The following is a 22,104-nucleotide window of genomic DNA, read 5'->3' as shown; positions in this document are numbered from 1 at the left end:
TCCAACTGATCCGAGGGTGGGCCGGAGTGAGCAGACCCAGCCACCACGCACAAGGAGGTGACCTTGGTGGCTACGTTGGACACACGTCAGCAGATCCACTCCGCCGTGCTTCCTCAGCGGCGGACCCTGGAATCCGCGTCAGCAGACAACCCTGGAGCAGGGACGAAACGGGACGCGGAGGCCTCCGGGCAGCGGAGTGCCCAACATGGTCGAGGGGAGACTCTCACCGCCTCACCTGGCGACGAGGGCGTCACCCGCGTAAGCGGAGCACGCGGTCGTGAGACCGCACCCCGCGTGTTCGTCCTGGCATCGGATGGCACGCCGCTGGACCCGTGCCACCCCGCCCGCGCCCGCAAGCTCCTAAAAGTGGGGCGTGCGGTGGTGGCCCGGCATACCCCCTTCGTCATCCGGTTGAAAGACCGCACTGCCGGGGAATCTGAGGTCCAGGGCGTGGAGGTGGCCCTGGACCCCGGCAGCAGGCACACCGGCATCACTGTGTTCCGCAACGACACCGGCACCCGGCACGGCTTGTACAGCATCCAGCTCGACCACCGGGGCGGCAAGATCCGCGACAGGGTGGCAGCCCGTGCCTCCTACCGGCGCGGCAGGCGCTCGCGCAACCTCCGCTACCGCGCGCCCCGGTTCGCCAACCGCACCCGGCCGCGAGGCTGGTTGCCGCCAAGCCTGCGGCATCGGCTGAACACCGCGATGAGTTGGGTGGCGCGGCTGCGCTGCCTGGCCCCCGTACGGGCGATCCATGTGGAGATCGTGCGGTTCGACACCCACGCTCTAGCCGCGGGCAGGCCGCTGGAGGGTGCCGAGTATCAGCACGGCACGCTACACGGCTATGAAGTCCGCGAATACCTCCTGGCCAGATGGGGGCGGGCCTGCGCGTACTGCGGAGCAAGCTGCACCCCGTTGAACATCGACCACATCCACCCACGCTCCCGAGGCGGCTCCAACCGCATCAGCAATCTGACGGTCGCATGCGTGCCCTGCAACCAGGCCAAGAACAGCATGCCGATCACCGAGTTCCTGGCTGGACGCCCGGCGGTCTTGGACCGGTTGGTCGCCCAGGCCAAGGCGCCGTTGCGAGATGCCGCCGCCGTCAACGCCACCCGGTGGGCGCTGTACCGGGCGTTGATGGTGACCGGCCTGCCCGTGCACTGTGGCAGCGGCGGCCGCACCAAATGGAACCGGCGCCGCACCGGCGCGCCCAAGTCCCACACTCTGGACGCGCTCCACGTAGGAGAACTCAACCACGTGGCCTCTTGGCCCAGCCGGGTGCTCACTGTCGGTGCCACAGGCCGCGGCTCTTACTGCCGCACCCGCACCGACGCATCCGGCTTCCCGCGGCTGCGCCTGCCGCGGACCAAGCAGATCTTCGGATATCAGACCGGGGACCTGGTACGCGCGATCGTGCCGAGAGGCAAGCACGCCGGAACCCATACTGGCCGGGTCGCCGTCCGCACCTCCGGCAGCCACACCGTGCAAACCCCCACCGGTCCTGTCAAGACTTCACATAAGCATTTGCGCCTGCTCCAGCGAGCGGACGGCTACACCTACACGATCAAGAAGGAAGAACGCTCGTGCGCACCCTGATGGCGGCCCGGCTAGCGGCGAACCGCCTTTCCCTACCGCGTTACGCGGGAGCCCGCTTTCTGTCCGGCCTGCACGCTGGGATGTCCACGGAGAAGGCTCGATGACATCCTGGACGATGGTGAACTCACGCAAGCTCGCCCGCCAGGAGCGCAGGCGGCGGCTCGGCCCGCTCGGGGTGCTGACGCACGTCGCGCTGCTGATCTGGACGCTGCTGGTGATCGTGCCGATCCTGTGGACGTTCCTGGCGTCGGTGAAGAGCGAGGACGAGATCTTCGGCGATGCCTGGTCCCTGCCCGCCTCGCTGCACTGGGACAACTTCGCCAGGGCCTGGGAGCAGGCGCACATCGGGCAGTACATGCTCAACAGCGTCATCGTCGTGTCGTTCAGTACGTTCGGGACGATGCTGATCGGGTCGATGGCCGCGTACGTGCTGGCCCGCTACCCCTTCCGCGGCAACCGGGCGATCTACCTGCTCTTCGTCTCGGGCCTGGCCTTCCCCGTCTACCTGGCCCTGACCCCGCTCTTCTTCGTCGTCCAGAACATGGGCAACGTGCCGGTGCTCGGCCCGTTCATCGGCCTGAACACGCACGCGGGCCTGGTCCTGGTCTACATCGCGTACTCGATGCCGTTCACGGTCTTCTTCCTGTCGGCGTTCTTCCGCACGCTTCCCACCGCCGTCGGGGAGGCCGCGATGGTGGACGGCGCGTCGCACACCAGGGTCTTCTTCCAGATCATGCTCCCGATGGCGCGGCCGGGCATCATCAGCATCACGATCTTCAACATCCTGGGCCAGTGGAACCAGTACCAGCTGCCTCTGGTGCTGCTGCAGGAGCGGGACAAGTGGGTCCTCACCCAGGGCATCGCCGACATCTCCACCGCCGCCGGATACGACCAGGACTGGTCCGCCCTCTTCGCCGCCCTGACCCTGGCCATCCTCCCGATGCTGGTGGTCTACACGGTCTTCCAGCGCCAGATCCAGAGCGGCCTGACCTCGGGAGCCCTCAAATAGCTCGCGCGCCCGGCTCGGGGGGCTTACCCTGCGGAGTGTGAACGGCGACATCCGCACGTTGCTGTCGCGCCATCTCCCCGACTACCGGGTGCGCTCCATCCGCCCGCTCGGCCAGGGCCTCGACAACATGGTGTACGAGGTCAACGACGAGCTGCTGGTACGGCGCAACAAGGCGACGACCCCGGACGAGAACCGGCAGGAGGTCGCCCGCCTGGCGGCCCTCAGGGAGCTCTCCCCGCTGCCGGTCCCCGAGGTGGTCTTCGCCGACGACGAGGCCGGCGTGATCGCGTACCACAAGCTCCCGGGCGAGCCCCTCAACCGGCACCCGGCATCTGATCTGCGGCACCCGGCCCCTGACCTGCGGCGCCTGGCAGAACCCCTGGGCGAGTTCCTCACCGCCCTCCACGGCGCGTCACCCGCCGGCATGCGAGACGTGGCACCACTGGACGTCTACCCGGCACCGACGCTCCTCCGGGACGCCGAGCTCGACTACCGCGACGTGGAGAGCCACGTCCCGGAGGAGCAGCGCCCCCTGGTGGAGCGCTTCTTCCAGGAGCCGCCGCCGGACGAGCCCCGGTCGTTACGCTTCTGCCACAACGACCTGGGCGCCGAGCACGTGCTGGTGGACGCGGAGGCCGCCACGATCACCGGCATCATCGACTGGACCGACGCCGCCATCACCGACCCGGCCCACGACTTCGCCCGGATCCACCGCGACCTGGGCCCGGAGTTCCTCGAGGCAACGCTGTCGCACTACGGCTTCGATCTGGACGACGCCGACCGGGCCAGGGTGCTGTTCTATGCGAGGTGCGCGCTCATCGAGGACCTGGCGTACGGCCTGAGCACGGGCCCCCGCCACTACGCCGACGCCGCCCTGGCCCACCTGGCCTGGACCTTCGGGTAGATCACGCGCGCTCACCCCGTTGCCCGACTGGGTGGTGAGTCTGCTGGAGCCCGCCCCGAGCGGTCCTCGCCGCGCTCGGGCTGCTCTGTCTTGCAGGCGCGCCTGGCGGCGCGCAAGGCCTTCGCCAGAGGCGCTTCGCGCTCAGCGGGCTCAGCCGTCACTCCCAGTCGGGCCCAGTCCCGACCCCTGTCGGGCTTGCCTACACTCAGACGCTCATTCCAGGACGCAGGCTACGCCTGCGCGGTTATGCTCACGTCCGGCATCGACGACATGACCAAGCTCTGCGGTGATCGAGTGTGCCTCGTGGCGGTATGGATCCCGGCGAGGGAAGCTCTCTCTGGCCCCTGACAGACGGTCTTGGCGATCGTGTTGTTCTCAGCACACGTGTCCCGTCATGGTCGTCGCCCAGCGCATGCCTGCGACCATGTGCTCCAGGTAGCCCTTGTCGCTGACCGTCACCGCGATCTCTGCATAAGGGAGCTCGGCGAAGGAGGAGTCCCTCAGCAGATGCCATACGCCATAGTCGTCCAGATCGGCGGGGCCGTCCGGCCCCTCCAGTTCCCAGGGCTCGTTCGGGTGCTCCAGCGCCGCGACCTCACTCAGGAGCGGGACGTTCCGGTAGGGGCTGATGTCGTAGGAGGTGACGATGTCAGCGGCGCGTTGTGAGAACTCCCCGGCGTCGCCGGGCGTCATGACGTAGTGCGAGATTCCGTCATATCCGCGGCCGCCGTCCAGCTGGTACACGTCTTTCGCTTTGCGCCTGGGCTCGAGCACGGTCTTGCCGTCGTCCACGAGCAGGTATCCGCCTTCGGTGACCCGTATGCGCTTGCCGAGGATGAGTTCGTAAAGTTTCCAGAACTCGCCCTTCAGGCGCATGCCTGCCGTGATGTCCTTGCCCTCCTCCTCAGTGAAGGGGTATCGGTCTCCGCCGCCCTCCTCATCGTCGTCGTTGTGCAGAAATCCGTTATCCAGGTGCCACCAGGCGTCCACCAGGAGAGACAGGGGGAAGACGGTCTCCTCCGGCACGGACGGAACGTCGGGGTTGATGATGTGCACCCTCCCACGGAGGGTGGAGTCTTCGACCGAGTCGACGGACACGGTGAAGATACTTGTCATGCTGGGGAGCCCCTTCAGTCGGAAGCGGTGGTCGCGCTTGATCACCAGTCCGTCGGAATAGTAGGCGTCCCTACTGACACTCGTTTCCGGCGTCATACGCGCGGGCCCAGAAGGCCAACCGACTTCTCGTGTACGCGTCCACTGGCGGCTGCTCTTAGTCTCACGACAATGGACACAATCTTTCCACCGAAGCTGACCAAGGGTGACGTCGTACGAGTGGTGGCGCCCGCCAGGTCCCGCGCGATGGTGACAGAGCACGATCACACCGCCATCATCGACGCCCGGTTCGCCGAGCTCGGCCTCACGCTCTCCTACGGCCGCCACGTCGACGAGCGGGACGCCTTCGACTCCTCGAGCATCGCCTCCCGGGTCGCCGACCTGCACGAGGCCTTCGCGGACCCGTCGGTAGCGGCGATCATGACGGTCATCGGCGGCTACAACTGCAACGAGCTGCTGCCGTACCTCGACTGGGAGCTGATCCGCGCCAACCCGAAGATCCTGTGCGGATACTCCGACATCACTGCCCTGCAGAACGCCATCCTCGCCCGTACCGGGCTGGTCACCTACTCGGGGCCGCACTGGTCGACGTTCGGGATGCGCGATCACTTCGAGCAGACGCTGCGATGGTTCACGGAGATCATGTTCGGCTCCGACCCGGTCGCTTGGAGTCCGGCGGCCGACTGGAGCGACGACCTCTGGTTCCTCGACCAGGACAAGCGCGACCTGTTCCCCAACGAGGGATGGTGGCCGCTCCGGCCCGGCACGGCCGAGGGGAGGATCGTCGGCGGGAACCTCTGCACCTTGAACCTGCTGCAAGGCACCCCTTACATGCCCTCGCTCGACGGCGCGATACTGATCGTCGAGGACGACCTTGAATCACCTCCGGTGGCCTTCGCCCGGAATCTGACCTCACTGCTTCAGCTTCCCGACGCCGCCGGGGTCCGGGGACTGGCGATCGGGCGTTTCCAGAGGGCGAGTCGTATGACGCGCCCGCTGCTGGAACACATCATCGCCACCCAGCCGGCCCTGGAGGGGCTCCCGGTGCTGGCCAACATCGACGTCGGCCACACCGACCCGCTGGCCGCCTTCCCGATCGGGGGGCAGGCGGAGCTCACCGTCGTGGGTGGCGAGGCGAGCCTGACGCTGCGGCGACACTGACCACTCGCCTCGGCGGATCTGCGGGAACGCCGCAATGAAGGGCGACATCGGAGGGTAAAGTAGAAGACACGGAGAGCTATAATCAAACATGTTTTCGAGGGCGAGAGCGAGGAGCTGCCGGTGATGCTTCATCCGATGCCTACACTGGACATCGTGTCGGCCCCTGTGCCCCTGAGTGGCTCTGCGGCAGCCGTCGCCTACCTGCTGGCGACTGCCCGGGCCGCCGGCGTGCGTGTGAGCCGCACCAAGCTCTCCCACCTCCTCTATCTTGCCGATCTCCGCGCCTTCGAGGGGGGATTGCCCGCGGGTTCCGGCCTCGAATGGCGCTGGAGCCGTAGCGGTCCCCATAGTTTTCGGCTGGGCGAGGTCGAGCGTGACCTTCGTGAGGCAGGAGTGATCCTCCTCGATGAGAGCGTCGATCCTTTCGCCGGTCGCCGTGAGTGGACCATCCATCTGGTCGATGTTCCTCGGACGGTGGTGAGCGTTGAGTTCGCGACAATCATGGAGGCCGTTCTGGCGGAGTTTGGGCGGCTTTCGCCGGGCCAGCTGTGTGACCTCGCCTGCCAGACGCCGCCGATGCGGGAAGCGGGCAGACAGCGTCGGGACGACGCGCGACTCGATCTTGCTGGAGGGCCGCCCCTGCCCGACCTGGGCTCCGGTCTGACCCGCCTGCGCCGGTGGGCCGAGCGCAATCCCCTGCCTGACGACGAGCCCGGCGGTGTTGACGATCTCGCCGATGAGAGTCGCTACCTCGCCGAGCACCGGGCAGAGGCGATCCGCCGTCTCTTGGGGGATTAGGTGCCGGGTCCCTACATTGTCGGAGGCGTCTATCTCGTCACCGACAAGACGCTTCGTCTCATTCCTGAGGAAGAACGAGTGGTCCACGACGAGCGCCGTCCCGTGGTTGTTGTCACCGGCGCGCAGTCCAACAGCGATCCCGAGTGGCCATTCCTCCTCGCTTGCCTCATCTCTGGCTCGACCTCGCGCCGGACGCGATTCGACGTGCAACTCGCCAAGGGCCAGGGTGGAGCTGTCAAGAAGTGCTGGATCAGGATTCCGGCCGTGCAACCCTTGCCGAAGGCCGCTCTCGAGGACCGTACCGGTGTGCTGGACGAAGACGTGTTGACCCAGGTTCAAGGGCGACTCGTCCAATATCTTGGGCTGCTCGACTGACGATCCGACATCAGGCTCAGGGCATCGCCCGGGAAGGCGAGTAAACCGCTCGCGAGGGGCCGGGGCGGTGTGGTTGGCTGCCGGGCATGACGTCGGCATGGGTAGGGGAGCGCGTACGGCTGCGGGCCATCGAGCCGGAGGACTGGGAGGCGTTCCACTCCTTCGACGAATACTCCGAGGCAGTCAGGAACGGCCACCAGCTCCACCCGCCGCAGTCGGCGGCGCGGGCCAGGAAGTGGGCCGCCGAGCTGGCCGAGCAGACGCAGGGCCTGGACGACATGCGCCTGGTCATCGCCACCCGGGACGGGAACGTCCCGGTCGGCATGGTCAACACGCACAGCGTCGACCGCGTGCACGGCACCTTCGCGTACGGGATCGGGATCGGGACGCCGCACCACCGCAAGGGCTATGCGGGCGACGCCATCGTCCTGCTCCTGAGATACATGTTCTTCGAGCGCCGCTTCCAGAAGGCCGAGGCCTGGGTCTACGGCTCCAACGAGGCGTCGCTGGCGCTGCATCGGCGGCTGGGGTTCGTGGAGGAGGGCCGCCGGCGCAGGAGTCACTACGCCAACGGCCGTTACGACGACGAGGTCCTGTTCGGCATGACGATCGAGGAGTTCACCGAACGCCACGTCCCCTGATGACGTCCGGCGGTGGTCGCGTTGCTGGGCGCGGGCCTGCTGGTGGGCCGGCAGCCGCACCGCGGCCTGATCCCCACGGCCCAGGCGTTCCCGCTGATGATGGTGCTGCGGTACGCGCTGAGCTGGGTGGGCGTCCATGTGGGCCTGGCAGTGAAGGTGTGCCGTCCGGAGACCTGGCCTGGCCGCTCGCGCACCCCGTGGCAGCCGTCCTGCTCTGGTCGGCCGCGCTGCTGGTGGTGTTCGTCCCGCTGTCGCTGCGTGCGTACATGCGCAGGGGACGGTGAAGGCGCGCGCCGCCCTACGACGTCCGGAGCTCCGTGCGCAGCCGCCGCGTGGCCGTGACCACGTTCGCCAGCGCGGCCTCCACCTCCTCATACGTCCGCGTCTTCAGCCCGCAGTCCGGATTGACCCAGACCCGCTCCGCCGGCAGCACCTCCAGCGTGCGCCGCAACAGCTCCGAGACCTCCTCCGCGCCGGGCACCCGGGGCGAGTGGATGTCGTACACCCCGGGCCCGAGCCCGCGCCCGAACGAGCTCACCGAGCCCAGGATCCGCGCACCCGAGCGGGCCGACTCGATGGTCGTGACGTCCGCGTCCAGCCCGTCGATGGCGGCCAGGATCTGGTCGGCGTCCGAATAGCAGAGATGGGTGTGGATCTGCGTGCGATCGCCGGCCCCCGACGTGGCCCGCCGGTACGCGGCCACCGCCCACTCCAGGTAGTCGGCCTGCGCGGCTCGCCGGAGCGGGAGCAGCTCGCGCAGGGCGGGCTCGTCCACCTGGATGATCGACACCCCGGCCGCCTCCAGGTCGCGGACCTCTTCCCTGACGGCGTCCGCCACCTGGAACACGACGTCGCGCAGGGGCAGGTCGTCGCGGACGAAGGACCAGGCCACGATGGTGACAGGCCCGGTGAGCATGCCCTTGACCGGCTTGTCCGTGAGCGACTGCGCGTACGTGGCCCACCGCACCGTGATCGGCGAGGGGCGGCGGATGTCCCCGTGCAGGATCGGCGGCCGGGTGCAGCGGGAGCCGTACGACTGGACCCAGCCGTTCCTGGTGACGGCGAACCCGTCGAGGTGCTCGGCGAAGTACTGGACCATGTCGTTGCGCTCCGGCTCCCCGTGGACGAGGACGTCCAGCCCAAGGCGCTCCTGGACCCGGATGACGCGCTCGATCTCGGCCTCGACCTGCCGTTCGTAGTCGGCCTGCGACAGCGTGCCCGAGGCGAGCGCGGCCCGGGCGGCGCGCAGCGAGCCGGTCTGCGGGAACGAGCCGATCGTGGTGATCGGGAGCGGGGGCAGCCGCAGGTGCCCGGCCTGCGCGGCCGCCCGGACCGCGTACGGGCCGCGCTCCTCCAGCACCACGGGACCGGGCAGCGCCACGGAGGGCTCGGCGGGAGGAGCGTCCCGCAGCGGGGAACGCGCGAGCGCCACCACCTCCGCCACCTTCTGCTCCGCGAACGCCAGCCGCTCCTTCAGCGCGGGGTTGAGCTCCGGCTCGGCCGCCACGTCGTAGGGCACGTGCAGCAGCGAGCACGACGTGCTCACCACCACCTCCGAGGCCCGCACGGCGCCCAGGGCGGCCAGCGCCCGCTCGGGCGAGGTCCGCCACACGTCGCGCCCGGACACCACGCCCGCGACCACGGTCTTGCCGGACAGGTCGAGCGCGGGCACGCCGCCCCGCACCAGGTCGATGCCGATGGCCTCCACCGGCGTCCCGGCCAGCACGGGCAGGGCCTCGCCGAGGTCGCCGAAGTAGGAGGCGACGAAGAGCCCGGGGCGCTCGCTCACGGACCCGAGGCGGGAGTAGGCGGCCCGTACGGCGGCCAGCTCGTCGGCGGTCCGGTCGCCCACCAGCGCGGGCTCGTCGAGCTGGACCCACGGGACGCCCTCGGCGGCCAGCGCGGACAGCAGCTCCTCGTAGCAGCCGAGCACGTCGTCGAGGCGGTCCAGCGCCGCCCCCAGCAGCAGGAACGTGACCGGCCCCACCACCACGGGCCGCGTCTCGAACCCCAGCGCCCGTGCCTCCCGCACCTCGGCCAGCGGCTTGCCCGCGTCCAGCTTGAACACGGTGTCGGGCCCGATCTCGGGGACGATGTAGTGGTAGTTCGTGTCGAACCACTTCGTCATCCGCAGCGGCGCCAGCCCTTCGGTGCCCCTGGCCATCGCGAAGTAGGGGTCGGTGGCCTCGCGATAGCGCGCGGGCACCGCGCCCAGCAGCACCGCCGTGTCCAGCACCTGGTCGTACAGCGAGAACGTGTTGGACGGCAGCCCCTCGAGCCCCAGCTCGGCCAGCCTGTGCCAGGTCCGCTCCCTGATCTCGGCGCCCACCCGCTCGAGCTCGGCCCGGCTCGACCGCCCGTCCCAGTACGACTCCAGCGCCCGCTTCAACTCCCTCCGCGGCCCGATCCTCGGATATCCGAGCACGGTGGACTTGGGGAATGGGGACATGTCTCTCGGCTCCCTTGACGTCGTTCGACTGATCGCAGGCATCCTCCCGAGCGCCCGGGAGCTCATGCATCATGTATTGGTGCTGCTTATGCTCAAGGAGATGCACTGCTTCGCCAGGATCGCGGAACGGCTCAGCTTTTCCCGGGCCGCCGCCGACCTGGGGATGTCCCAGCCCGCGATGAGCCAGGCCATCACCAGGCTCGAGCGCGCGGCCGGGGTCAGGCTCTTCGAGCGGACCGCCCGTGACGTGCGGCTCACGGCGGAGGGCAAGGCGCTGCTGCCGTACGCGGAGCAGGTGATCGAGTCGGTCCGGGCGTTCGAGGCGGAGTCCGCGCGACTGGCCAGGCCGACCATTCACCTCGCTTATCCACCGATCGTCGGCGCGCTGGCGGCGCGGATCGTCAGACGGCTGGCGGGCCGCACTCCCGCGATCGGCGTGGAGCTGCGCGCGGCGGGCCGCGGGACGGCGGCGCAGGCGCTGGCGGACGGCGAGGTCTCGGCCGCGATCCTGGCCACTCCGGCGCCCGCGAGGTTCGTGACGGCGGCCAGGTTTCACGTGACGGTCGACCACCTGGCCGTTCCCGTGGGCCACCGGTTGGCGGCCAGGCCCAAGGTCATCCCGGAGGAGCTGGGCGGCCAGCTGCTGCTCACACCGGGCACGCGCCCCTGGCCGGGGCTGCCGGGGCGCTCGCGCATGGTGGCCGACGACGACTTCGCCGCCGCGCTCGACCTGGTGGCCGCGGGGGCGGGGCTGCTGCCGATCCCGCAGCTCCTGGTCAGGACCGTCAGGAGGGACGACGTGCGCTTCGTGCCGCTCGACGCCGGCGACCTGCGCATCACGTACGCGCTGGCCTGGTCGAAGGAGCGCGTCACACCGGAGCTGATGGCACTCGTGCAGGCCGTGCAGGACGCCCTGTGGACTAGGTGACCGAGAGGTTCTTGAGCGCCTCGCGGCGGCTCAGGCCCGTGATGCCCTTGGCGTTGACGTAGCGGATCACCTCGGCGGGGCTGGTCTTGGCGTACTCGCGTAACGCCCACCCGATCGCCTTGCGCGCGAAGAAGTCGTTGTCCGACAGGCTCGGCTCGATGCACGCGTACAGCAGGGCCGTGTCCGTGCGCTGCTTGAACCGGTTCTGGCACAGGATGGCGGTGCGCCGCTTCCACAGGTCGCCGTCGTGCGCCCACTCCAGCATGAGGGGCCGCATCGAGTCGGGGTACGCGGCCAGCAGGCCGCCGATCCGGTGCGTGGCCAGCTCGTCCACCAGGTCCCACCAGGCCCCGGTGACGATCATCTCCTCGTACATCGGCACGGTGTAGAGGGTCTGGAAGCCCCGGTAGAGGTGGTAGCCGGACAGCTCGACGGCGGCGTAACGCTCCTCGCGGTATTCGGCCTCCCGCCACAGCTCCAGCACGGCCCGCCGCCACTCCGGCGCGCTGTCCAGCCGGTGCTCGGCGAACACCCGCCTGAGCGCCGCCCGTCTCGGCACCGCCTGCACGCCCAGGAACGGCATCGAGGACTTCATGTAGGCGCGCATGGTCTCGGCCTTGCCGGGCTCCGCGATCCCCTGCAGTGCCAGCCGTACCGCCTTGCCGAGGCTCATCCCTTTTGCGTGGTGCGCTCGCCGGTGGCGAGGCCGTCGAAGAGCACAGTGATGTAGTGCTCGGCCAGCGCGTTGGTGTTGAGCCTGCCGCCCGGGCGGAACCAGCGCACCGCCACCCAGATCGTGTCGCGGATCATGCGGTAGGTCAGCTTCGGATCGACGTCGGACCTGAACAGGCCGGCCGCCTGGCCCGCCTTGATCTGCGCGACCCAGATCTGCTCGACCTCGTCCTCGGCCTTGACCAGGTAGTTGAAGCGCTCGAACTGGCGCAGGTAGTTCCAGTCGTTCTGCATGACCGTGATCGCGGCCCGGTGGGGCTCCAGCGTGCCGAACCCGATGCGGACCATCTCCGACAGCACCGTGCGGGCGTCGGCGTTGGAGTCGACCGCCGCGCGGTAGCGCGCGATGAGGTCGTCGAGGAAGGTGGAGAGCACCTCGTCGACGATCGTCTCCTTGGAGTCGAAGTGGTGGTAGAGACTCCCGGAGAGGATGCCCGCCTCGGTGGCGATCTCGCGTACTGTCGTGGCCTGGAAGCCCTTGCGCGCGAAGATCTCCGCGGCGAGCTTGACGAGGTGGTCGCGGCGCTCGGAGGCCGATCCCGAGGCGGTCGCGCGCTGGCGCTTCGCCGGGGTGGCCGTGGTGCCGGAGTTCTTACGCGTGGTCACGACACCATTATGAGCCCTCAGGCAATCGCTTGTTCACCTAACCGCCCCAGCTCATGCGGCATTCCGCACCGTACCAAGCGCTTGCTACGATGCGAAGGTGAACGAGGCCTACATCGTCGGCGCGGTCCGCACCCCCGTCGGGCGCAGGAACGGCGGCCTGGCCGCGGCGCACCCCGCCGACCTCGGAGCGCACGTGCTCAAGGAGCTGATGGACCGGACGGGCGCCGATCCGTCGGCCGTCGAGGACGTCATCTTCGGCTGCGTGGACACGATCGGCCCGCAGGCCGGCGACGTCGCCCGCACCTGCTGGCTCGCCGCCGGGCTCCCCGAGGAGGTCCCCGGCGTCACGGTGGACCGCCAGTGCGGCTCCTCCCAGCAGGCGCTCCACTTCGCCGCCCAGGCCGTGCTGTCCGGCACGAGCGACCTGGTGGTGGGGGGCGGCGTGCAGAACATGAGCATGATCCCCATCTCGGCCGCGATGCTCGCGGGCCGCGAGTTCGGGCACGAGACCCCCTTCGGGGGCTCGAAGGGCTGGATCGAGCGGTACGGCACGCAGGAGGTCTCCCAGTTCACCGGGGCCGAGCAGATGGCCACAACCTGGGACATCTCCCGCGAGGAGATGGAGCGGTACGCGTACGAGTCGCACCGCCGGGCCGCCCACGCCATCGACGCCGGCCGTTTCGCGCGCGAGATCGCCCCCTATGAGGGCGTCGCCACCGACGAGTGCCCGCGCAGGGACACCACGATCGAGAAGATGGCCGGGCTCAAGCCGCTGGTCGAGGGCGGCCGGCTCACCGCGGCCCTGGCGTCCCAGATCTCCGACGGCGCGGCGGCCCTGCTGATCGCCTCGCCCAGGGCCGTACGGGAGCACGGCCTGACCCCGCGCGCCCGTGTGCACCACCTGTCGGCCCGCGGCGCCGATCCGATCATGATGCTCTCCGCCCCCATCCCGGCCACCGTGCACGCGCTCGGCATGACCGGCCTGGGCATCGACGACTTCGACGCGATCGAGATCAACGAGGCGTTCGCCCCGGTTGTCCTGGCCTGGATCAAGGAGACCGGCGCGGACCCCGCCAAGGTCAACCCGAACGGCGGCGCCATCGCGCTCGGCCACCCGCTCGGCGCGACCGGCGCCGTGCTGGCGGTGAAGCTGCTGCACGAGCTGGAACGCGCGGGCGGGCGGTACGGCCTGCAGACCATGTGCGAGGGAGGGGGGCAGGCGAACGTCACCGTCATCGAGCGGCTGGCCGCCGGTTGACGTCAGAAAATACCTCTAGCAAATAGGAAACTTTCCTATTAGATTTCGGGTCATGCCCTTGAGCGGTGACCTGCTTCGCCTTGCCGACTCCGTACTTTTCCCCGGTTTCGCGGGACACACGCCTCCCGACTGGCTCCGCCGCCGCCTCGGCGACGGGCTGGCCGGCGTCGTGCTGTTCTCCCGCAACCTCGCCGACCCCGCCCAGGTGGCCCGGTTGACCGCAGCGCTGCGTGCCGAGAACCCCTCGGTGCTCGTCGGCACCGACGAGGAGTCGGGGGAGGTCACCCGGCTGGAGGTGGCCACCGGGAGCAGCCGCCCCGGCGGGTACGCGCTCGGCGTCGTGGACGACGTGGACCTCACCGAGGCCCTGGCCAGGGACCTCGGCGGCGACCTGGCCGCGGCGGGCATCACGCTCGACTTCGCCCCTTCCGCCGACGTGAACTCCAACCCGGACAACCCCGTCATCGGCCTGCGGGCCTTCGGCGCGGACCCGGCCCTGGTGTCCCGGCACACCAGGGCGTTCGTACGCGGCCTGCAGTCGGCCGGCGTGGCCGCGTGCGCCAAGCACTTCCCCGGGCACGGGGACACCTCGGTGGACTCGCATCACGGCGTGCCCGTGGTGTCCGACGACGGGATCGAGGACGCGCTGCTCCCTTTCCGGGAGGCGATCAAGGAGGGGGTCAAGGCCGTCATGACCGGCCACCTCCTGGTGCCCTCGTACGACGCCGAGCTGCCCGCCACGCTCAGCCCCAAGGTGCTCACCGGGCTGCTGCGGGAGGAGCTCGGGTTCCAGGGGATGATCATCACTGACGGCATCGAGATGGCGGCGGTGGCGGGGGCGTACGGGATCGGAGGCGCCTCCGCCCGCGCCATCGCCGCGGGAGCCGACGCGATCTGCGTCGGGGGCGAGCGTGCCGACGAGGCCACCGCCGCCGGGATCCGCGACGCGATCGCCACGGCGGTGACCCAGGGACTGCTGCCCGAGGAGCGGCTGGCCGACGCCGCTCGTCGGGTCCGCGAGCTGGCCTCATGGGCCGCCTCCTCGGGCCGCCGGCCGCCCCGTGACGGCACCGTCGGCCTGGTCGCCGCGCGCCGGGCGATCAGGATCACCCGGCGGTCGGCCGCTCCCGTGCTGCCGTTGACCTCTCCGGCGTACGTGGTGGAGCTGGCGCCCGAGATGAACCTGGCCATCGACAGGAAGACGCCGTGGGGCGTCGGCGAGCCCCTCGCCCGCCTGCTGCCGGACACCGTGGTGAGGCGGCTGGCGGCGGGGGACTCGACGGGTCCGGCGCTTGAGCGCCTGCTCGGGGAGTCCGCGGGACGGCCGCTGGTGGTCGTGGTCCGGGACGTGCACCGTCATGCCTGGCAGGAGCAGGCGCTGCGGCATCTGCTCAGCGCCCGGCCCGACGCGGTGGTGGTGGAGATGGGGCTTCCCGCGCGGTCGGACCTGGGCGCCGTGCACATCGCCACGTACGGCTCCGCCCAGGTCTGCGGGCAAGCGGCCGCGGAGGTGCTCACGGGTAAGGTGTGATCCCGTGAACTTCGACGGCGAGGACCTTTCTCACAAAGCGCTGGGCGACCGCCTCTCGCCCGACGAAACACACCTCTTCCGCAATTGCGACCTCACAGAGACCGATCTGTGGGGCGCGCCGCTGGCGGGGGCCAGGTTCGAGTCGTGCGTGCTGGACCAGACCGACTTCCGCAAGGCCGACCTCGACGGGGCCTCGTTCACGGGCGGGGGCGGGATGCGGACCCGCTTCAACGACGCCGACCTCATCGACGTGACGTTCACCGACGTGGACCTGTCCTCCGCCCAGTTCGGCGGCGCTCTCCTGACAGACGTCTCGTTCACGGGCTGCCGCATGATCGGCACCTCTCTCACGGCCTCGCGCGGCACCGGCTTCAAGCTCAGCCGCTCCAACCTGACCCTGGCCAACCTGGGCGGCTGCTCGCTGCGCGGGGAGCTCATCGAGGGCGTCCGCTTCGACGACGCCGACCTGTCGGGCTGCGACTTCACGGAGGCCACGTTCAGCGAGTGCCGGCTGATCGGGACGCGCCTGCTGCAGACGAAGTTCGCCAAGGCCGATCTGCGCGGGGCCGACCTGGGCCAGCCGGACGACGCGAAGCTGCGGGCTTTCGCGGGCGCCATCATCAACCAGACCCAGGCCAACGCCATCCTCGCCGCCCGCGGCATCACCGTGGTCTGACTCCGATCGGCGTCATATGCAGATCATCGGTATATATTGATCGCATGAAGCCGATGCAGGAACCCACTTTCCTCATCCTCACCGCGCTCGCCGCCGGCCCACAGCACGGCTACGGCGTGATCACCGACGTGGAACGCATCTCCGACGGCCAGGTCCGCCTGCGCGCCGGCACTCTGTACGCCGCCTTCGACCGCCTCCAGGCAGAGGGCCTCATCGAGGCGGACCGGGAGGAGATCGTGGACGGGAGGGTGCGCCGCTACTACAAGCTGACCGGCGACGGCGCGGCCAGGCTGGCGGCGGAGGCCGAGCGGATGCGCAGGAACGCCCGGGCGGCCACCGCGCGCCTGCGCGCCGCAGGGGCGGGAGGCGCGGCATGAGCCCGCTCGAAGCCCGCTACCGCCGCCTGCTGGCCTGCTATCCGCGCGATCACCGGGCCCGGCACGAGGAGGAGATGATCGGCGTGCTGCTGGCCGGCGCGCGGCCCGGCCAGACCCGCCCGCATCCGGCCGACGCGGCCGACCTGCTCTGGGGCGCGTTACGGGTGCACGCCCGGCGGGCGTTCGGCGCGGTCTCGGCGCCCTCCTGGCGGGACGGGGTCGCGCTCGCCGCGGCGCTGTGGCCCTTGCTGATGCTGACGGCGGCACTGGCCAAGGCGCTGGTGGACGGCAGCAGAAACCTGGAGACCGCGTGGAATTTCGGCGTCGCCGTCCTGGCCGGACCCGCTACGATCCGGCACCTGGCCCAGCCGGTCGCCATCGCGGCCGTGCTCGCACTGGCCGTGCTGTCCGGCCGCAGGTGGGTCGCCGCGCTCGGCACGGTCATGCTCGTACTGGGTATCGCGGACCCCTGGAGCGGGCTGCTTCCGAGCATCAACGTCCTGTCGGTGCCGAGCGGCCGGGTCCTTCTGGTGCACTTGGCGACACCGAACGTCGGTCCGGTCCTCCTGGCGCACGTGGCGGCGGTCGTCATCGCCTTCCTGCCCGCGGCCCACCGCGCCCTCGCGGCCGTCCCCCGGCGCACCTTGCTGCTCTGGGCGCCGCTCGCGCTGGCGGGGCTGACCGCCAGCAAGGCCCTCGTGCGCTGGGTGGACGTGATCGCCCATCAGGACGTCGTGGTCTGGAAACCGGTGCCCTGGCTCGTCGTGGTCTCCCTGGCCGCCGGGTACGCGTGCCGGTCGGCGGTGGGGCGGCGGGCGGCGCTGGTGCTGTTCCTGCCCGCGGCCGCCCTCGGCGACCTTGGGGACCTGCTGTGGATCCCCACCTCCACGGCCCTCGCCCAGCTCGGCTGCGCGGCCCTGGCCTTCGCCGCCGGCGCGGCGCTCACCCGCCGCCGGAGCGGTCAGGAAGCGTTGGCGACGTAAGTGCCCGGGTCAGGTGGGAGAGGGAGCTCTCGGCCTCGGCCATGATGCGGTCGATCAGCTCCCGGCATGACGGCAGATCGTCGATCACGCCCACCACCTGGCCCGACGCCATCACCCCGAGATCAGCCCGTCCCTCCACCATGGCGGCCCGCAGCAGCACGGGCGTGTTGGCCGCCTGCAGCACCTGGGCCCACGTCAGGTCCCTGGCCTGCCGCATCCGCCTGCCCTCCCTGAGCATCTCCGCCCAGGAAAGGCCCGACAGGCGTTTGAAGCGGGCCCCGTTCAGCACCGCCCTGATCAGGCGTGACCGCTCCAGTGACGCCACGAAAGGCGTCAGGAGCACCCGGTGCGGCACCCCGTCCACCCTGGTCGTGACCACCGTCTCCCGCGTGGCCAAGTACAGCTTCTTCACCTCGTCGGGCACGGGGGAGTCGCTCGTCAGCAGGAACCTGGTCCCCATGGCGATCCCGCACGCCCCGTACGCCAGGGCCGCCACCAGCCCCCGCCCGTCGAAGAAGCCCCCGGCCGCGATGACCGGGATGTCCACCGCGTCCACGACCTGGGGCAGCAGCAAGGTGGTGGCGACGGGCCCGGTGTGGCCGCCGCCCTCGCCGCCCTGGACGATCAGCGCGTCGACGCCCCAGCCCGCCACCTTCTCCGCGTGCCGGCGGGCCCCCACCGACGGGATCGTGACCACGCCCGCGTCCTTGAGCCGGGCGATCAGGTCGCGCTCGGGCGCCATCGCGAACGACGCCACCCGCACGCCCTCCCTGATCAGCACCTCGATCCGCGCCCCGGCGTCGTCGGCGTCGGAACGGATGTTCACCCCGAAAGGCGCGTCCGTGCGCTCCTTGACCCGCCTGATCGCCGCGGTCATCTCGGCCACGGACATCGTCGCGGCGCCGATCACGCCCAGACCGCCCGCCTGCGAGGTGGCCGCCGCCAGCCGGGCCCCGGCGACGTACCCCATGCCGGTCTGCACGATCGGGTGGCGGCATCCGACCAGATCGGTCAGCGCGGTCCTCACGCCGCCACCTCGCGGTCGCGGGTCCGCTCGGGGTCGAGGCGGTCCAGGACGTCGAGCTCCTCGACGGTCGGCCCGCGCGTCCGGCTGACCTTCGCGGGGATGTGCAGCTCGAAGCCGGTCGCCGCCACCACGTCGGCCACACTCACCCCGGGATGCACCGACACCAGCCGCATGGTCCCGCCGGGGCCGCGGAAGTCCAGGACGGCCAGGTTCGTCACCACCCGGCGCAGGTCGAAGGCGCCCCGGTCCGTCCCGACGCCGCTGACCAGGTCCACCGAGGGCACGAACACCCGGGGGGAGTGCCGGGGGATCCAGTAGCTGGTCGGATCGCAGCGCGTGTTCCCCGGCGCGCCGCGCACGCCCAGCAGCTGTGCCTTGGGGCGCGACCAGTCGCCGATGCACGAGATGTTCGTGTTGCCGTACCGGTCGATCTGGCTGGCCCCGAGCATGACGTGCCGCCGCCCGTTCAGCACCAGCCACAGGTGCTCGCGGAACGGCAGCCACCCCTCCACCACCCCGGGCGCCTCGCCCAGGGTGGGCACGTCGCCGGTGAGCAGGCAGGCGCCGTCGTGCGTGAGCAGCTCCGGCTCGAACGTCAGCCGCGCCAGCCGCGCCGCCAGCACCGTGACCGCCCCGCCGATCCCCGCCGCGAGGATCTCCCCGTCGCCCCTGAACGCCTCCGCGCACGCCACCACGCACACGTCAGCCCTGCTGCTCATCGAACTCCTCCCAAGGCGTCTCCACGTAACGCCGCTGGAGCGCCTCGTCCCGCCCGTAGTCGGGCTCGCACGAGGTGAACCCCGCCCCGCCGGGCGCCTCCACCACCCCCGCCACCATCGAGCGGCTGATCAGCAACGACTGCACGGGCCCTTCCTTCATGAGGTCCTCCACCACCCGCTCGCACGACACGTAACACCGCCGCGCGGCCTTGGCGTAGAGGTCGTCGAAGTACGGGTCGGGGCCCAGGTATTGAGCGTTGCCCCGGGAGTCGGCCCGGTTCAGGTGGACCAGGGCCACGTCCATGGCCAGCGCGGGCACCGCGACCAGCTCCTCCCCGTCCGCGTACGGTGACCGGACCGTCCGCAGCCCGGGGTTGACCCGCAGCACGTCCGACCCGAGCCCGGCCCGCGTCGGCAGGAACGGCAGCCGGTGCGCCCCCGCCAGCAGCCCGAACATGAACATCCCCTCGTCGTACTCCACGAACTCGATCTCCCCGGCCTGCCTGGCCCGCCGGAAATGAGGCTCCAAGGGGATGGAATCGAGCGTGACGAAAGGGGCCACCACCCTGCGGACCTTCTTCGCCGCGCACAGCATGCCCACGTCCGGGCCGCCGTACGAGACGATCGTGAGGTCGTCGGCGGGGGAGCGGAGGAGGGCGCGTACGAGGGCCATCGGCTTGCGGCGCGAGCCCCAGCCGCCGATCCCGACCGTCATCCCGCTCTCGATCCCGCTCGCGACCTCCTCGGCCGACATCAGCTTGGTCACGTGAATCGCTCCCTGTGCCGGTCTCCGGCGCCCGTCAGGTTCAGCTCGAAGGTGAAGCCCTGCTCGAAGCGGTAGCTGCGTTTGACGTCCACGGGGTCGATGCCGTTGAGCGACTCCTTGGCGCAGCGGATCACGTACGGATCCTTCGCGGCGATCTGCCCCGCCACCTCCAGCGCCGCGTCGCGCAGCTTGTCGCGTGGCACCACCTCCAGCACCGACCCGAACGCGTGCAGCTCGGCGGCCGTCACGTTCCTGCACGTGTAGACCATGGTCCGCATCAGGTGCTGCGGCACCAGCCTGGCCAGGTGCGTGGCCGCGCCCAGCGCGCCCCTGTCCACCTCGGGCAGCCCGAAGTAGGCGTCGTCGCTCGCCACCACGATGTCGGCGTTCCCCGCCAGGCCGACGCCGCCGCCCAGGCAGAAGCCGTGCACCGCCGCGATCACCGGCACCGCGCACTCGTAGACCGCCGCGAAGGCCGCGTAACACGCCCGGTTGACCCCGACCAGCGCCTGGTGACCCTCGGCGTCCCGCAGCTCCTTGATGTCGACCCCGGCGTTGAACCCGCGTCCCTCGGCCCGCAGCACCACCACCCTGGTCTCCGGATCGTCCCCGGCCCGCCGGACGGTCTCCGCCAGCTCCTCCCAGCCCCGCACGCTCAACGCGTTCACCGGCGGCACGTTCACCACGATCTCGGCGATCGGCCCGGCCCGCAGGGTGATTCCCATCCCCGCTCCCGTCTGGTTGCACCTAACGCTTGCTTGGTACGGTAGCACCCGTGACCGTGACTTACGACTACACGGGCAAGGCCGTCCTGGTGACGGGCGGCACCCAGGGCATCGGCGCCGGGATCGCCTGCGCCTTCCGCGAAGCGGGCGCCGAGGTGACGGTCTGCGCCAGGCGCGATCCCGCCGCCCCTCTCCCGGGGCTCCGGTTCGTGCGGGCGGACGTGCGCGTGCCCGACGACGTCGAGCGGCTGATCTCCGGGTTCGACCGGCTCGACGTGGTGGTCAACAACGCGGGCGGCTCGCCGTACGCGCCGCTGGAGGGCACCTCGCCGCGCCTGCACGCCCGCGTCATCGAGCTCAACCTCACGGCCCCGCTGCTGGTCTCGCAGCAGGCGTACCCGCTGCTCGCCGCCGCCGGCGGGGCGGTCGTGATGATCGGCAGCGCCGGCGGCGCGCGCCCCTCGCCCGGCACCTCCGCGTACGGCGCCGCCAAGGCGGGGCTGCACCACCTGGCCCGCTGCCTGGCCGCGGAATGGGCCCCGCAGGTACGCGTCAACACGGTCGTCGTCGGCCTCGCCGCCACGGAGCACGCCTCCTCCCACTACGGCGGGCGCGACGACGGGATGGGGGCGGCCATCCCCGCGGGCCGGATGGCGACGCCCGCCGACGTGGCCGCCGCGTGCCTGTGGCTGGCCGCGCCCGGCTACGTCACGGGCGCGGAGGTACGGGTGGACGGCGGCGGCGAGATCCCCGCCTGGCGGCACCTGGCCTCCAGCGACGTTTCCTGATATCTCTGCATGATCCTTCTGGGAGGTCTGTGTGGGAATCTGTGCCGGCCGCGTGGTGGTCGTGACGGGTGCCGGTCGGGGCATCGGGAGGGAACACGCGCTGGAGTTCGCCAGGCAGGGCGCCCGCGTCGTGGTGAACGACCTCGGCACAGCCAGGGACGGCCAGGGCAGGTCGGGCGGCCCCGCGCTGGAGGTGGTCGAGGAGATCCGCGCCCTCGGCGGCCAGGCGGTGGCCAACAGCGACGACGTGTCCGACTGGGGCGGCGCGGCCCGGTTGGTCAAGACCGCCGTCAGCGCGTACGGCCGCCTCGACGTCCTGGTGAACAACGCGGGCTTCCTCAGGGACAGGATGCTCGTCTCCATGACCGAGCAGGACTGGGACGACGTCGTACGCGTCCACCTCAAGGGCCACTTCCTGCCGCTGCGCCACGCGGCGGCGCACTGGCGGGAGAGGTCCAAGGCAGGCGAGCGCGTCGAGGGCCGAGTGATCAACACCTCGTCCGGAGCGGGCCTGCTGGGCAGCGTCGGCCAGGCCAACTACTCGGCCGCCAAGGCGGGGATCGCCGCGCTGACGCAGGTGGCCGCCGCCGAGCTGGCGAGGTACGGCGTGACGGTGAACGCCATCGCGCCCGCCGCGCGTACCCGGATGACCGAGGAGGTGTTCGCCGCCACCATGGCCAGGCCGGAGTCCGGCTTCGACCCCATGGACCCGGCGAACGTCTCCCCGCTCGTCGTCTGGCTCGGGTCCGCGGGGTCCGGCCTGGTGACGGGGCGGGTGTTCGAGGTGGAGGGCGGGACGATCGCCCTGGCCACGGGCTGGCGGCACGGTCCCAGGGTGGACGGGGACGGGCGCTGGGACCCGGCGCGCGTCGGTGACGCGGTCACCACCCTCCTCGCCTCCGCCCCGCCCCCCGAACCTGTCTACGGGACCTGACG

24 protein-coding genes are annotated in these 22,104 nt (G+C 70.7%); 16 read left to right on the top strand and 8 right to left on the bottom strand.

The annotated features are described in order from the left end of the window. The first annotated feature begins 57 nt into the window (after positions 1–57). From iscB to AB0J64_RS40515, 3 genes are all read left to right on the top strand, one after another. On the top strand, positions 58–1,602 hold the full coding sequence (gene iscB, locus AB0J64_RS40525; RefSeq protein ID WP_364039880.1) for an RNA-guided endonuclease IscB: 1,545 nt from the start codon (positions 58–60) through the stop codon (positions 1,600–1,602). A gap of 100 nt (positions 1,603–1,702) precedes the next feature. Then, complete coding sequence (locus AB0J64_RS40520) at positions 1,703–2,611, top strand: carbohydrate ABC transporter permease (protein ID WP_364039877.1); 909 nt, start codon at positions 1,703–1,705, stop codon at positions 2,609–2,611. Between the two features lie 37 nt (positions 2,612–2,648). Then, positions 2,649–3,515, top strand: a complete 867-nt coding sequence (locus AB0J64_RS40515; RefSeq protein WP_364039874.1) for an aminoglycoside phosphotransferase family protein — start codon at positions 2,649–2,651, stop codon at positions 3,513–3,515. Between the two features lie 375 nt (positions 3,516–3,890). Here AB0J64_RS40515 and AB0J64_RS40510 read toward each other — a convergent pair whose 3' ends face one another. Then, positions 3,891–4,631 (bottom strand): hypothetical protein, encoded by a 741-nt coding sequence (locus AB0J64_RS40510; RefSeq protein ID WP_364039871.1) that lies wholly within the window; start codon positions 4,629–4,631, stop codon positions 3,891–3,893. A 168-nt stretch (positions 4,632–4,799) separates the two neighbouring features. On the opposite strand from AB0J64_RS40510, the gene AB0J64_RS40505 reads away from it, so the two are divergent. From AB0J64_RS40505 to AB0J64_RS40485, 5 genes are all read left to right on the top strand, one after another. Next, positions 4,800–5,789, top strand: a complete 990-nt coding sequence (locus AB0J64_RS40505; protein ID WP_364039868.1) for a S66 peptidase family protein — start codon at positions 4,800–4,802, stop codon at positions 5,787–5,789. 135 nt (positions 5,790–5,924) lie between these two features. Then, complete coding sequence (locus AB0J64_RS40500) at positions 5,925–6,587, top strand: hypothetical protein (protein ID WP_364039865.1); 663 nt, start codon at positions 5,925–5,927, stop codon at positions 6,585–6,587. Further along, the gene (locus tag AB0J64_RS40495; RefSeq protein WP_364039862.1) at positions 6,588–6,962 is read left to right on the top strand and encodes a type II toxin-antitoxin system PemK/MazF family toxin; all 375 of its coding nucleotides are present in this window, start codon (positions 6,588–6,590) and stop codon (positions 6,960–6,962) included. 86 nt (positions 6,963–7,048) lie between these two features. Further along, positions 7,049–7,603, top strand: a complete 555-nt coding sequence (locus tag AB0J64_RS40490) for a GNAT family protein (protein WP_364039859.1) — start codon at positions 7,049–7,051, stop codon at positions 7,601–7,603. Between the two features lie 158 nt (positions 7,604–7,761). Next, positions 7,762–7,887: a hypothetical protein gene (locus tag AB0J64_RS40485; protein ID WP_364039856.1), complete on the top strand. Its 126-nt coding sequence runs from the start codon at positions 7,762–7,764 to the stop codon at positions 7,885–7,887. Between the two features lie 14 nt (positions 7,888–7,901). Here the strand turns inward: AB0J64_RS40485 and metE are convergent, their stop codons facing one another. Then, entirely contained in the window at positions 7,902–10,052 is a 2,151-nt protein-coding gene (gene metE / locus AB0J64_RS40480; RefSeq protein WP_364039853.1) for a 5-methyltetrahydropteroyltriglutamate--homocysteine S-methyltransferase, read from the bottom strand. Positions 10,053–10,140: 88 nt separating this feature from the next. Here metE and AB0J64_RS40475 point away from each other — a divergent pair, with 88 nt between their 5' ends. Further along, positions 10,141–10,980: a LysR family transcriptional regulator gene (locus AB0J64_RS40475; RefSeq protein ID WP_364039902.1), complete on the top strand. Its 840-nt coding sequence runs from the start codon at positions 10,141–10,143 to the stop codon at positions 10,978–10,980. On the opposite strand, the gene AB0J64_RS40470 is transcribed toward AB0J64_RS40475, so the two are convergent. Beyond that, positions 10,973–11,653, bottom strand: coding sequence for a DNA alkylation repair protein (locus AB0J64_RS40470; RefSeq protein ID WP_364039850.1), 681 nt, complete (start codon positions 11,651–11,653; stop codon positions 10,973–10,975). The genes AB0J64_RS40475 and AB0J64_RS40470 overlap by 8 nt on opposite strands. Next, positions 11,650–12,318, bottom strand: coding sequence for a TetR family transcriptional regulator (locus AB0J64_RS40465; protein WP_364039847.1), 669 nt, complete (start codon positions 12,316–12,318; stop codon positions 11,650–11,652). Before AB0J64_RS40465 ends, AB0J64_RS40470 begins: the two co-directional genes overlap by 4 nt. 97 nt (positions 12,319–12,415) lie before the next feature. Between AB0J64_RS40465 and AB0J64_RS40460 the strand changes: the two genes are divergently transcribed. From AB0J64_RS40460 to AB0J64_RS40440, 5 genes are read left to right on the top strand one after another with little or no spacing between them, the layout of a single operon-like run. Further along, complete coding sequence (locus AB0J64_RS40460; RefSeq protein ID WP_364039844.1) at positions 12,416–13,576, top strand: acetyl-CoA C-acetyltransferase; 1,161 nt, start codon at positions 12,416–12,418, stop codon at positions 13,574–13,576. A gap of 52 nt (positions 13,577–13,628) precedes the next feature. Beyond that, positions 13,629–15,107, top strand: a complete 1,479-nt coding sequence (locus AB0J64_RS40455; protein WP_364039841.1) for a glycoside hydrolase family 3 N-terminal domain-containing protein — start codon at positions 13,629–13,631, stop codon at positions 15,105–15,107. Positions 15,108–15,111: 4 nt separating this feature from the next. Then, complete coding sequence (locus tag AB0J64_RS40450) at positions 15,112–15,783, top strand: pentapeptide repeat-containing protein (protein WP_364039838.1); 672 nt, start codon at positions 15,112–15,114, stop codon at positions 15,781–15,783. A 44-nt stretch (positions 15,784–15,827) separates the two neighbouring features. Beyond that, positions 15,828–16,160, top strand: a complete 333-nt coding sequence (locus AB0J64_RS40445; protein WP_364039835.1) for a helix-turn-helix transcriptional regulator — start codon at positions 15,828–15,830, stop codon at positions 16,158–16,160. Further along, positions 16,157–17,143 carry a hypothetical protein gene (locus AB0J64_RS40440; protein ID WP_364039832.1) on the top strand — a complete coding sequence of 329 codons (987 nt, stop codon included), beginning with the start codon at positions 16,157–16,159 and terminating at the stop codon, positions 17,141–17,143. The genes AB0J64_RS40445 and AB0J64_RS40440 overlap by 4 nt, the downstream gene beginning before the upstream one ends. On the opposite strand, the gene AB0J64_RS40435 is transcribed toward AB0J64_RS40440, so the two are convergent. Genes AB0J64_RS40435 through AB0J64_RS40420 form a run of 4 tightly spaced genes read right to left on the bottom strand, consistent with a single transcriptional unit; the run spans position 17,103 to position 20,380 of the window. Continuing rightward, positions 17,103–18,170, bottom strand: a complete 1,068-nt coding sequence (locus tag AB0J64_RS40435) for a nitronate monooxygenase (protein WP_364039829.1) — start codon at positions 18,168–18,170, stop codon at positions 17,103–17,105. The two genes, AB0J64_RS40440 and AB0J64_RS40435, sit on opposite strands and share 41 nt — an antisense overlap. After that, positions 18,167–18,889 (bottom strand): CoA-transferase, encoded by a 723-nt coding sequence (locus AB0J64_RS40430; RefSeq protein WP_364039827.1) that lies wholly within the window; start codon positions 18,887–18,889, stop codon positions 18,167–18,169. Before AB0J64_RS40430 ends, AB0J64_RS40435 begins: the two co-directional genes overlap by 4 nt. After that, positions 18,873–19,643 carry a CoA-transferase gene (locus AB0J64_RS40425; RefSeq protein WP_344987664.1) on the bottom strand — a complete coding sequence of 257 codons (771 nt, stop codon included), beginning with the start codon at positions 19,641–19,643 and terminating at the stop codon, positions 18,873–18,875. Before AB0J64_RS40425 ends, AB0J64_RS40430 begins: the two co-directional genes overlap by 17 nt. Before the next feature lie 8 nt (positions 19,644–19,651). Further along, positions 19,652–20,380 (bottom strand): enoyl-CoA hydratase family protein, encoded by a 729-nt coding sequence (locus AB0J64_RS40420; RefSeq protein ID WP_364039825.1) that lies wholly within the window; start codon positions 20,378–20,380, stop codon positions 19,652–19,654. 50 nt (positions 20,381–20,430) lie between these two features. Here AB0J64_RS40420 and AB0J64_RS40415 point away from each other — a divergent pair, with 50 nt between their 5' ends. Further along, complete coding sequence (locus AB0J64_RS40415) at positions 20,431–21,168, top strand: SDR family oxidoreductase (protein WP_364039823.1); 738 nt, start codon at positions 20,431–20,433, stop codon at positions 21,166–21,168. Positions 21,169–21,199: 31 nt separating this feature from the next. After that, positions 21,200–22,102, top strand: coding sequence for an SDR family oxidoreductase (locus tag AB0J64_RS40410; protein ID WP_364039820.1), 903 nt, complete (start codon positions 21,200–21,202; stop codon positions 22,100–22,102). Positions 22,103–22,104 lie beyond the last annotated feature (2 nt).

It is taken from the genome of Nonomuraea sp. NPDC049695 (genome assembly GCF_040674955.1).
Classification (GTDB): Bacteria; Actinomycetota; Actinomycetes; order Streptosporangiales; family Streptosporangiaceae; genus Nonomuraea; species Nonomuraea helvata.
The sequence above is the reverse complement of the archived record's forward strand: the minus strand, read 5'-3'. Positions and strand labels throughout refer to the sequence as shown.

Bases quoted from the DNA above. Each gene is read 5' to 3' on its own strand.
- AB0J64_RS40420 (WP_364039825.1), bottom strand. From the start codon at position 20,380: ATGGGAATCACCCTGCGGGCCGGGCCGATCGCCGAGATCGTGGTGAAC.
- metE (WP_364039853.1), bottom strand. From the start codon at position 10,052: ATGTCCCCATTCCCCAAGTCCACCGTGCTCGGATATCCGAGGATCGGG.
- AB0J64_RS40470 (WP_364039850.1), bottom strand. From the start codon at position 11,653: ATGAGCCTCGGCAAGGCGGTACGGCTGGCACTGCAGGGGATCGCGGAG.
- AB0J64_RS40500 (WP_364039865.1), top strand. From the start codon at position 5,925: ATGCCTACACTGGACATCGTGTCGGCCCCTGTGCCCCTGAGTGGCTCT.
- AB0J64_RS40490 (WP_364039859.1), top strand. From the start codon at position 7,049: ATGACGTCGGCATGGGTAGGGGAGCGCGTACGGCTGCGGGCCATCGAG.
- AB0J64_RS40440 (WP_364039832.1), top strand. From the start codon at position 16,157: ATGAGCCCGCTCGAAGCCCGCTACCGCCGCCTGCTGGCCTGCTATCCG.
- AB0J64_RS40425 (WP_344987664.1), bottom strand. From the start codon at position 19,643: ATGTCGGCCGAGGAGGTCGCGAGCGGGATCGAGAGCGGGATGACGGTC.
- AB0J64_RS40455 (WP_364039841.1), top strand. From the start codon at position 13,629: ATGCCCTTGAGCGGTGACCTGCTTCGCCTTGCCGACTCCGTACTTTTC.
- AB0J64_RS40445 (WP_364039835.1), top strand. From the start codon at position 15,828: ATGAAGCCGATGCAGGAACCCACTTTCCTCATCCTCACCGCGCTCGCC.
- AB0J64_RS40510 (WP_364039871.1), bottom strand. From the start codon at position 4,631: ATGACAAGTATCTTCACCGTGTCCGTCGACTCGGTCGAAGACTCCACC.
- AB0J64_RS40505 (WP_364039868.1), top strand. From the start codon at position 4,800: ATGGACACAATCTTTCCACCGAAGCTGACCAAGGGTGACGTCGTACGA.
- AB0J64_RS40475 (WP_364039902.1), top strand. From the start codon at position 10,141: ATGCTCAAGGAGATGCACTGCTTCGCCAGGATCGCGGAACGGCTCAGC.
- AB0J64_RS40520 (WP_364039877.1), top strand. From the start codon at position 1,703: ATGACATCCTGGACGATGGTGAACTCACGCAAGCTCGCCCGCCAGGAG.
- AB0J64_RS40430 (WP_364039827.1), bottom strand. From the start codon at position 18,889: ATGAGCAGCAGGGCTGACGTGTGCGTGGTGGCGTGCGCGGAGGCGTTC.